Here is a 474-nt window from a genome sequence, read left to right on the forward strand (position 1 = left end):
TGCCCCGGCCGCCGCACCTTTCGCATCACCACCACCAATTTCAGCCGCCACGCCCGCCACGACTGCATGACTCAGCGCTTTACCCGCGCCCCCCAATACGCGGCCATTGTCACCGATAAGGTTCGCCCCTTCGGCATGTAACTGACCGCCTATATTGGCTAACAGTGCGGTGGTAAAATTATCTTTAAAACTGCCGCCGTTGATGCCGGTATTCAGGCTGGAACTGATAAGTGACTGGCCAGCTACCCGCTGCGCGACCTTGCTCCAGTCTCCATTGCTCAGGCGCGGTAATTTAGCCGCACTGACACCGTCGGCGGCGGTATCAAAGCCCATCAGGGAATCAAACCCGCTCAATGCGCCCCCCACTGCCATTGAAGTCACCAGGGATTTCACCGACTCTTTACTGCCCAAGGTGCTGAATGTTTTAGATAAATCGCCTTTATGTTCAACTAACGCCACCGCCGCCTGTGCGGC

1 protein-coding gene is annotated in these 474 nt (G+C 57.0%); it reads right to left on the reverse strand.

Going from position 1 to position 474, the window contains the following annotated elements:
* Nucleotides 1-474: DUF637 domain-containing protein (locus tag FTA91_RS17535; protein ID WP_145583690.1), on the reverse strand; the 474-nt coding region annotated here is incomplete at both ends.

Origin of the sequence: Yersinia thracica, from assembly GCF_902170565.1 — a bacterium.
Lineage (GTDB): Bacteria > Pseudomonadota > Gammaproteobacteria > Enterobacterales > Enterobacteriaceae > Yersinia > Yersinia thracica.